The 7,451-nt window shown below is 67.1% G+C and carries 15 protein-coding genes; all 15 read right to left on the bottom strand.

Going from position 1 to position 7,451, the window contains the following annotated elements; all coding sequences use genetic code 11:
- Nucleotides 1-623 (bottom strand): adenylate kinase (locus tag WA805_RS01870; RefSeq protein WP_425241500.1); only part of this gene is annotated, 623 nt, incomplete at its 3' end.
- A complete protein-coding gene (gene secY / locus WA805_RS01865) occupies nucleotides 623-1,966 on the bottom strand; it encodes a preprotein translocase subunit SecY (RefSeq protein WP_422275384.1) in 1,344 nt (447 codons plus the stop codon). The genes WA805_RS01870 and secY, both read right to left, overlap by 1 nt.
- A 153-nt stretch (nucleotides 1,967-2,119) precedes the next feature.
- Complete coding sequence (gene rplO, locus WA805_RS01860; RefSeq protein ID WP_422275386.1) at nucleotides 2,120-2,563, bottom strand: 50S ribosomal protein L15; 444 nt, start codon at nucleotides 2,561-2,563, stop codon at nucleotides 2,120-2,122.
- Nucleotides 2,564-2,566: 3 nt separating this feature from the next.
- Nucleotides 2,567-2,749 carry a 50S ribosomal protein L30 gene (rpmD, locus tag WA805_RS01855; RefSeq protein ID WP_326884572.1) on the bottom strand — a complete coding sequence of 61 codons (183 nt, stop codon included), beginning with the start codon at nucleotides 2,747-2,749 and terminating at the stop codon, nucleotides 2,567-2,569.
- A gap of 1 nt (nucleotide 2,750) precedes the next feature.
- Nucleotides 2,751-3,353 (bottom strand): 30S ribosomal protein S5, encoded by a 603-nt coding sequence (gene rpsE / locus WA805_RS01850; protein ID WP_422275389.1) that lies wholly within the window; start codon nucleotides 3,351-3,353, stop codon nucleotides 2,751-2,753.
- 22 nt (nucleotides 3,354-3,375) lie between these two features.
- Nucleotides 3,376-3,792: a 50S ribosomal protein L18 gene (gene rplR / locus WA805_RS01845; RefSeq protein ID WP_422288652.1), complete on the bottom strand. Its 417-nt coding sequence runs from the start codon at nucleotides 3,790-3,792 to the stop codon at nucleotides 3,376-3,378.
- 2 nt (nucleotides 3,793-3,794) lie between these two features.
- Nucleotides 3,795-4,331 carry a 50S ribosomal protein L6 gene (gene rplF, locus WA805_RS01840; RefSeq protein WP_422275393.1) on the bottom strand — a complete coding sequence of 179 codons (537 nt, stop codon included), beginning with the start codon at nucleotides 4,329-4,331 and terminating at the stop codon, nucleotides 3,795-3,797.
- 18 nt (nucleotides 4,332-4,349) lie between these two features.
- Nucleotides 4,350-4,748: a 30S ribosomal protein S8 gene (rpsH, locus tag WA805_RS01835; protein ID WP_422275395.1), complete on the bottom strand. Its 399-nt coding sequence runs from the start codon at nucleotides 4,746-4,748 to the stop codon at nucleotides 4,350-4,352.
- A gap of 58 nt (nucleotides 4,749-4,806) precedes the next feature.
- Nucleotides 4,807-4,992: a type Z 30S ribosomal protein S14 gene (locus tag WA805_RS01830; protein WP_326884567.1), complete on the bottom strand. Its 186-nt coding sequence runs from the start codon at nucleotides 4,990-4,992 to the stop codon at nucleotides 4,807-4,809.
- Nucleotides 4,992-5,603 carry a 50S ribosomal protein L5 gene (gene rplE / locus WA805_RS01825; protein ID WP_422275397.1) on the bottom strand — a complete coding sequence of 204 codons (612 nt, stop codon included), beginning with the start codon at nucleotides 5,601-5,603 and terminating at the stop codon, nucleotides 4,992-4,994. Before rplE ends, WA805_RS01830 begins: the two co-directional genes overlap by 1 nt.
- Entirely contained in the window at nucleotides 5,603-5,923 is a 321-nt protein-coding gene (gene rplX / locus WA805_RS01820; protein WP_422275399.1) for a 50S ribosomal protein L24, read from the bottom strand. The genes rplE and rplX overlap by 1 nt, the downstream gene beginning before the upstream one ends.
- Complete coding sequence (gene rplN, locus WA805_RS01815) at nucleotides 5,923-6,291, bottom strand: 50S ribosomal protein L14 (protein ID WP_145852118.1); 369 nt, start codon at nucleotides 6,289-6,291, stop codon at nucleotides 5,923-5,925. The genes rplX and rplN overlap by 1 nt, the downstream gene beginning before the upstream one ends.
- A 48-nt stretch (nucleotides 6,292-6,339) precedes the next feature.
- Entirely contained in the window at nucleotides 6,340-6,639 is a 300-nt protein-coding gene (rpsQ, locus tag WA805_RS01810; protein ID WP_422275402.1) for a 30S ribosomal protein S17, read from the bottom strand.
- Nucleotides 6,636-6,908: a 50S ribosomal protein L29 gene (gene rpmC, locus WA805_RS01805; protein WP_422275404.1), complete on the bottom strand. Its 273-nt coding sequence runs from the start codon at nucleotides 6,906-6,908 to the stop codon at nucleotides 6,636-6,638. The genes rpsQ and rpmC overlap by 4 nt, the downstream gene beginning before the upstream one ends.
- Complete coding sequence (rplP, locus tag WA805_RS01800; RefSeq protein WP_422275406.1) at nucleotides 6,908-7,327, bottom strand: 50S ribosomal protein L16; 420 nt, start codon at nucleotides 7,325-7,327, stop codon at nucleotides 6,908-6,910. Before rplP ends, rpmC begins: the two co-directional genes overlap by 1 nt.
- Between the last annotated feature and the right edge of the window lie 124 nt (nucleotides 7,328-7,451).

Below are 7,451 nucleotides of genomic sequence, written 5' to 3'. Positions count from 1 at the left end.
CCGCGCGAGGTGATCTCCTCAACGGGCCCGGTAGCGTCAATCCCGACGAGAATCCCCTCGTCCGCGTAGAAGGCGATCAACGGCGACGTCTGGCTGTTGTACACCTCGACGCGGTGCCGGATCACTTCTTCCTTGTCATCGTCGCGCTGGAACAGCTCGCCGCCGCAGTCGTCACAGATGCCGGGCTGCGCGGGCGGGTCGTACAGCTCGTGCCAGACCCGCTCACAGCGGCGGCAGGTACGGCGGCCGGACAGCCGGCGGACCACCTCGTCCTCATCCACGATGAGCTCGAGCACGACGGTCAGCTTGGTTTCCAGCTCGGCGAGCATCTTCTTCAGCGTCTCGGCCTGCGGGACGTTCCGCGGGAAGCCGTCCAGCAGGAAGCCGGCCTGCGAGTCGTCCTCTCCCAGCCGGTCGCGCACCATCGCGACGGTGACCTCGTCCGGGACGAGGTCACCACGGTCCATGTACTCCTTCGCCTGCACGCCGAGGTCGGTGTTGTGCGTGACGTTGTACCGGAAGATGTCACCTGTCGAGATGCGCGGGATCGCCAGATGGGATGCGATGAAGTGGGCCTGGGTCCCTTTGCCCGCTCCGGGTGGCCCGACAAGGACGATGCGCACTATCGCAAGAAACCCTCATAGTTACGCTGCTGCAGCTGGCTCTCGATCTGCTTGACCGTGTCCAGGCCAACGCCGACCATGATGAGCAGGCTCACGCCGCTGAACGGGAACTGATTGCCCACGCCGATCGCGGCGAGCGCTACCAGCGGGAAGAGGGCGACGGCGCCCAGGTACATCGACCCGGGAGTGGTGAGCCGGGTAAGGACGTATCCGAGGTACTCGGCGGTCGGCCGCCCCGGTCTGATGCCGGGGATGAAGCCGCCGTACTTCTTCATGTTGTCGGCGACCTCGGTCGGGTTGAACGTGATCGACACGTAGAAGAAGGTGAACGCGACGATCAGCAGGAAGAAGGCCAGCATGTAGACCCACATGGTCGACAGGGAGTTCGTGGTCCCGATCTCCAGGTAGCGCTGCGTGAACGAGACCCAGCCCTGCGGGTGGTTGCTGCTGCCGAACAGCGACACCGCAAGCTGCGGGATGTACAGCAGGCTCGAGGCGAAGATGACAGGGATGACGCCCGCCTGGTTCACCTTCATCGGGATATAGGTGGACGTTCCGCCGTACATCCGGCGCCCGACCATGCGTTTGGCGTACTGCACGGGGATGCGCCGCTGCGCCTGCTCCATGAACACGATGCCCGTGACGACCACGATCACGACGGCGACGGACAGCAGCGCGATGAACGCCTGCCTGGTTTGGTAGATGGTCAGCAGCTCGCCGGGGATGACGGCGATGACCTGCGTGAAGATCATGACCGACATACCGTTGCCGACGCCGCGGTCGGTGATCAGCTCGCCCATCCACATGATCACCGCGGTGCCCGCCACCATCGTGATCACCATTGTGGCGATACGGAACGGCGACGCGTCCGGGATGATCGGGTTGAGCGTCGAGGTGCACGCGGACGACTGGAACAGGGTGCCGCTGCGGGCGAGCTCGATGTACCCGGTGGACTGCAGGACCGCCAGGCCGATGGTCAGGTACCTGGTGTACTGGGTGATCTTGGCCTGGCCGGCCTGGCCCTCGTTCTTGAGGGTCTCAAGCCGCGGGATCACCACCGTGAGCAGCTGCAAGATGATGCTCGCGGTGATGTAGGGCATGATGCCGAGCGCGAACACCGACATGTACTTCAGCGCGTTACCGCTGAGCAGGTCGACGATCGCGTACACGTTCGCGGCGCCGCTCTTCGACGCGAGGTTCGAGCAGTAGGACACGTTCTTCTCGCTGATGCCCGGGGCGGGCAGCGACGAGCCGAACCTGAACAGGGCGATGATGCCCAGTGTGAACAGCATCTTCTTACGCAGGTCGGGCGTTCTGAACGCCCGGATGAACGCGGTCAGCATGCGTGATCCCTCTTCATCGGCGGAACCTGCGTTTCAGCGGCTTCCGTATACTACCCGCAGGCCCGGCCGACGAGCTAGCTCGCGAGGACGCCAGAGGCGCCCCCGTAACGAGCCAGCGGTGGGTGCGGGACATGATCAACCTAAGGGCTCTGCCTAGCCGAGCAGCGTGACCGTTCCGCCCGCCGCCTCGATCTTCTGGCGGGCCGACTTCGAGACGGCGTGCGCGCTCACGCGCAGCGCCGCGGTCAGCTCTCCGGTGCCGAGCACCTTGACCAGTTCGCCACGGCGCACCGCGCCGTTGGCGGACAGGTTCTCCGGCGTCACGTCACCGCCCGACGGGTACAGCTCCGAGAGCCGCCCGACGTTCACGACCTGGTAAGAGGTCTTGAACGGCGCGTTGGAGAAGCCCTTGAGCTTCGGGATGCGGCGGGACATCGGCATCTGGCCGCCCTCGAAGCCGGGCGGCACCTGTGTCCTTGCCTTGGTGCCCTTGGTACCGCGACCGGCGGTCTTGCCCTTGGATCCCTCGCCGCGGCCCACCCGCGTCTTGTCCCTGTGGGCGCCGGGGGCCGGCCGCAGATCGTGCAGCTTCAACATTGGCTAGTCCACTTCCTCTACCTTGACCAGGTGGCGGACAACCTGGATCATGCCGCGGAACTCCGGGCGATCCGGCTTGACCACCGTCTGGCCGATCCGGCGCAGGCCGAGCGAGCGCAGCGAGTCGCGCTGCACGCTGGTCCCGCCGATCTTCGACTTGACCTGGGTCACCTTGAGCTGGGCCATCTCACACCCCAGCCCCGCTGGCCGCGGCACGCGCCTGCAGCATCGCCTTCGGCGCCACCTGCTCGATCGGCAGGCCGCGCTTGGCGGCGATCTCCTCGGGACGGCTCAGCCCCTTGAGCGCCGCCACGGTGGCGTGCACCACGTTGATCGGGTTGGACGAGCCTTGCGACTTCGACAGCACGTCGCCGATGCCGGCGCACTCGAGCACGGCGCGCACCGGGCCGCCGGCGATGACGCCGGTACCTGGGCTGGCCGGCTTGAGCAGCACCACGCCGGCCGCCGCCTCACCCGTCACGGTGTGCGGGATCGTGGTGGCGATCCGAGGCACCCGGAAGAAGTGCTTCTTGGCCTCTTCGACGCCCTTGGCGATCGCCGCGGGCACCTCCTTGGCCTTGCCGTAGCCGACACCGACCATGCCGTTGCCGTCGCCGACCACGACCAGGGCGGTGAAGCTGAACCTGCGGCCACCCTTGACGACCTTGGCCACGCGGTTGATCGCGACCACGCGCTCCAGGTAAACGTTCTGCTTCTCGGCCTGACCGCCGCGGCGGTCGTCACGGCGCTCACGCCGCTCACCGCCGCCGCGCCGCGGAGCTCCTGGCATTAGCTTTCCTTCCTATTACTGATCACAGCGTCAGCCCGGCTTCCCGCGCGCTATCCGCGAGGGCGGCCACGCGGCCGTGGTACTTGTAGCCGCCGCGGTCGAAGACCACCGCGGTGATGCCCGCGGTCTTCGCCCGCTCGGCGATGAGCGCGCCGACCAGCTTGGCCTTGGCCGTCTTGTCCCCCGTCGCCGACCTGATAGCCGGGTCCATGGTGGAGGCGGACGCCAGGGTGCGGCCGACGGTGTCGTCCACGATCTGCACGACGATGTGCCGCGCAGACCGGTTCACCATGAGCCGCGGCCGGACGGCGCTGCCGATGACCCTCTTGCGCACCCGCAGGTGACGCCGGACGCGCGCGCGGGTCTTCGTCGCCGTGCGCGGCCCCACCCGCCCGGTGGCGTACTCGCGCGACGACCTCTTGGCCTTCGTACCAGCCATGACTACTTACCAGCCTTCCCGACCTTGCGCCGGATCACTTCGCCCTGGTACCGCACGCCCTTGGCCTTGTACGGGTCGGGCTTGCGGAGCTTGCGAATCCGCGCCGCGGTCTCGCCCACCAGCTGCTTGTCGATGCCCTCGACGACGAACCTGGTCGGCGCCTCGACCCGCAAGGTGATTCCTTCCGGCGGCGTGATGACCACCGGGTGGCTGAAACCAAGCGAGAACTCGAGGTCCCTGCCCTTGGCCTGCACGCGGTAACCGACGCCGACGATCTCCAGGGTCTTGCTGTAGCCCTGGGTCACGCCGGCGACCATGTTGTAGATCAGCGTGCGGGACAGGCCGTGCAGCGCGCGGACCTTGCCCTCGTCGTTGGGCCTGGTGACCCGGATGACGCCGTCCTCCTGGACCACGCTGATCGGCTCGGCGATGGTGAGGTTCAGGGCGCCCTTGGGCCCCTTGACGCTGACCGCCTGGCCGTCGATGGCCACGTCCACTCCGCTGGGGATGGGAATGGGGAGTCGTCCGATACGTGACATGGTGGATCCTCCCCTCCCTTACCAGACGTAGGCGAGGACTTCCCCGCCCACGCCGCTTCTCTTGGCCTGCTTGTCGGTCATCAGGCCGCCCGACGTCGAGATGATCGCGACGCCGAGCCCGCCGAGGACCCGCGGCAGGTTGTCCTTCTTCGCATACACCCGCAGACCGGGCTTGGAGACCCGCTTGATCCCGGCGATCGAGCGCTCCCTCGCGTTGCCGTACTTCAGCGAGATCACGAGGTCCTTGCCGACTTCGGCGTCCTCGACGCGCCACCCGGCGATGTAGCCCTCCTGCTCGAGGATCTCCGCGATGTGCGACTTGATCTTGGAAAACGGCATGCCCACGGTGTCGTGGTACGCCGAGTTGGCGTTGCGCAGACGGGTCAGCATGTCCGCGATCGGGTCTGTCATTGACATGGCCGTTTTGGCCTTCCTCGCCGTGGTTTCCTTGGCCGGACCTACGGCGTGTTGCTAGTTACCAGCTGGACTTGGTGATGCCCGGGAGCTCGCCCCGGTGCGCCATCGTGCGGAAGCAGATACGGCACAGGCCGAACTTCCGGTACACGGCGCGCGGCCGGCCGCAGCGCGTGCACCGCGTGTAAGCGCGGACAGCGAACTTCGGCTTCCGGTTCGCCTTGGCGATCAGCGCCTTCTTCGCCATTAGCGGTTCCTCCTTCCGCCCGTCCTCGGTGCCTCGGCGGCCGCCGCCAACCCGTCCCTGAAGGGGAAGCCGAGCCGGCGCAGCAGCGCGCGGCCCTCGTCGTCGTTGGTCGCCGTGGTGACGATAGTGATGTCCATTCCCCGCTGCCGGTCCACCCGGTCCGGGTCGATCTCGGGAAACACGACCTGCTCAACGAGCCCGAACGTGTAGTTCCCCTGACCGTCGAACTGCCGGTCGTTCAGGCCGCGGAAGTCACGGATGCGGGGCAGCGCGATCGACAGCAGCCGGTCGAGGAACTCCCACATCCGATCGCCGCGAAGCGTCACGTGCGCACCGATCGGCATGCCCTCGCGCAGCTTGAACTGGGCGATGGACTTCCTCGCCCGCGCCACGGCCGCCTTCTGGCCGGTGATCGCGGCCAGGTCCCTGACGGCACCGTCGATCAGCTTCGCGTCCCGCGCGGCCTCGCCGACGCCCATGTTCACGACGATCTTGGTCAGCCCCGGGATCTGCATCACGTTGGCGTACCCGAACTCGTCCTTCATGGCCGGGGCGATCTCGCTCCGGTACTTCTCCTTGAGCCGGGGCCTGGCCTGCGCCTCGGTCGCCATCAGATTTCCTTCCCGCTTGGCCGCAGGACGCGGACCTTCGTGCCGTCTTCCTTGGTCAGGTAACCGACCCGCGCCGGACGCTCGGTCTCCGGGTCGACCAGCTGCACGTTGCTCACGTGGATCGACGCCTCCTGGGTGACGATGCCGCCTTCCTTGGCGCCGCGCACTCCCTGGTTGGTCACCTTCTTGTTCTTCTTGATCATGTTCACGCCCTGCACGGTGACCCGGTTCTCCTTCGGGTGCGCCGCGATGACGGTCCCTGAAGCGCCCTTGTCCTTGCCGGCCGTGACCACCACGTGGTCACCCTTCTTGATCTTCATCACAGCACCTCCGGCGCCAGCGAGATGATCCGCATGAACCGCTTCTCCCGCAGCTCCCGCCCCACCGGGCCGAAGATGCGGGTGCCGCGCGGGTCCCCGCCGTCCCTGATCAGCACGGCGGCGTTCTCGTCGAACCGGATGTACGAACCGTCCGCGCGGCGGCGCTCCTTGCGGGTACGCACCACGACCGCCTTGACGACGTCGCCCTTCTTGACGCCAGCCCCGGGCAGCGCGTCCTTAACGGTCGCCACGATGACGTCACCGATGCCCGCGTATCGCCGGCCGCTGCCGCCGAGCACGCGGATACACAAAATCTCTTTAGCACCCGTGTTGTCGGCGACTTTCAGCCGCGACTCCTGCTGGATCACGTCAACTCCTGATCGTCACGCCGGGGTTCTCGCCGGCGGTCGTCTTACTTACTTGGCTCGCTCGAGGATCTCGGCCACCCGCCACCGCTTGGTCGCGGACAGCGGCCGGGTCTCCATCAGCAGCACACGGTCACCGACGTTGCACTCGTTCTGCTCGTCGTGGGCCTTGTACTTCTTGGTACGGCGCAGCACCTTGCCGTACTTGGGGTGCTTCACGCGGTCTTCTACGGCGACGACGACGGTCTTATCCATCTTGTCGCTGACCACGTAGCCCTCGCGGGTCTTGCGGTAGCCGCGCGACTCGGTCGCCTCCGCGGCCGTGGTTTCCTCGGCTGGTGTCGTGCTCACTCGTCAGCGCTCCCCTCGGTGCTCGCCGCGACGTCCGCTGGTGCCTCGTCTTCGACGTCAGTGATGATGCCGAGCTCGCGCTCCCGCATCACGGTATAGATGCGGGCGATCTCCTTGCGGACGGCATGCAGCCGGCCGTGACTCTCCAGCTGGCCGGTGGCGCCCTGGAAACGGAGGTTGAAGAGCTCCTCCTTGGCCTCGGCTAGCTTGTTGCTCAGCTCCTCAGGGCTGGAGGCCCGCAGCTGCCCGGCGGTCAAGCCCGTAGCCATCAGCCTTCACCCATCTCTCGCTGCACGATCTTGCACTTCATCGGCAGTTTGTGGATCGCACGGCGCAGCGCCTCGCGCGCGACAGGCTCCGTCACTCCCGACAGCTCGAACATGACCCGGCCCGGCTTCACGTTGGCGATCCACCACTCCGGCGAACCCTTGCCAGAGCCCATTCGCGTCTCGGCCGGCTTCTTCGTCAGCGGACGGTCCGGGTAGATGTTGATCCACACCTTGCCGCCTCGCCTGATGTGCCGGGTCATCGCGATACGGGCCGCCTCGATCTGCCGGTTGGTCACGTACGCGTGCTCGAGGGCCTGAATCCCGTACTCCCCGAACGCAACCCTGGTGCCACCGCTGGCGGCACCGGTCCGGTGCGGACGGTGCTGCTTGCGGTGCGCGACCTTACGCGGAATCAGCATTGATCAGCCCTCCCCGGTGCTTTCCGGCTGCGGCTCCGCCGCGGGGGCGGTGGTCCGCTCGGGCCGGTCGCCGCGGCCATCGGGGCGGCCTTCCGGACGGTCGCGCCTGGGACGGCGCTGACCG

The organism is Trebonia sp. (assembly GCF_049794275.1).
Classification (GTDB): domain Bacteria; phylum Actinomycetota; class Actinomycetes; order Streptosporangiales; family Streptosporangiaceae; genus Trebonia.
This window is presented reverse-complemented; position numbering and strand designations above follow the sequence as displayed.

Excerpts from the sequence above, each read along its gene's own strand:
- secY (WP_422275384.1), bottom strand. The coding sequence starts at position 1,966 with ATGCTGACCGCGTTCATCCGGGCGTTCAGAACGCCCGACCTGCGTAAG.
- rplO (WP_422275386.1), bottom strand. The coding sequence starts at position 2,563 with ATGTTGAAGCTGCACGATCTGCGGCCGGCCCCCGGCGCCCACAGGGAC.
- rpmD (WP_326884572.1), bottom strand. The coding sequence starts at position 2,749 with ATGGCCCAGCTCAAGGTGACCCAGGTCAAGTCGAAGATCGGCGGGACC.
- rpsE (WP_422275389.1), bottom strand. The coding sequence starts at position 3,353 with ATGCCAGGAGCTCCGCGGCGCGGCGGCGGTGAGCGGCGTGAGCGCCGT.
- rplR (WP_422288652.1), bottom strand. The coding sequence starts at position 3,792 with ATGGCTGGTACGAAGGCCAAGAGGTCGTCGCGCGAGTACGCCACCGGG.
- rplF (WP_422275393.1), bottom strand. The coding sequence starts at position 4,331 with ATGTCACGTATCGGACGACTCCCCATTCCCATCCCCAGCGGAGTGGAC.
- rpsH (WP_422275395.1), bottom strand. The coding sequence starts at position 4,748 with ATGTCAATGACAGACCCGATCGCGGACATGCTGACCCGTCTGCGCAAC.
- WA805_RS01830 (WP_326884567.1), bottom strand. The coding sequence starts at position 4,992 with ATGGCGAAGAAGGCGCTGATCGCCAAGGCGAACCGGAAGCCGAAGTTC.
- rplE (WP_422275397.1), bottom strand. The coding sequence starts at position 5,603 with ATGGCGACCGAGGCGCAGGCCAGGCCCCGGCTCAAGGAGAAGTACCGG.
- rplX (WP_422275399.1), bottom strand. The coding sequence starts at position 5,923 with ATGAAGATCAAGAAGGGTGACCACGTGGTGGTCACGGCCGGCAAGGAC.
- rpmC (WP_422275404.1), bottom strand. The coding sequence starts at position 6,908 with ATGGCTACGGGCTTGACCGCCGGGCAGCTGCGGGCCTCCAGCCCTGAG.
- rplP (WP_422275406.1), bottom strand. The coding sequence starts at position 7,327 with ATGCTGATTCCGCGTAAGGTCGCGCACCGCAAGCAGCACCGTCCGCAC.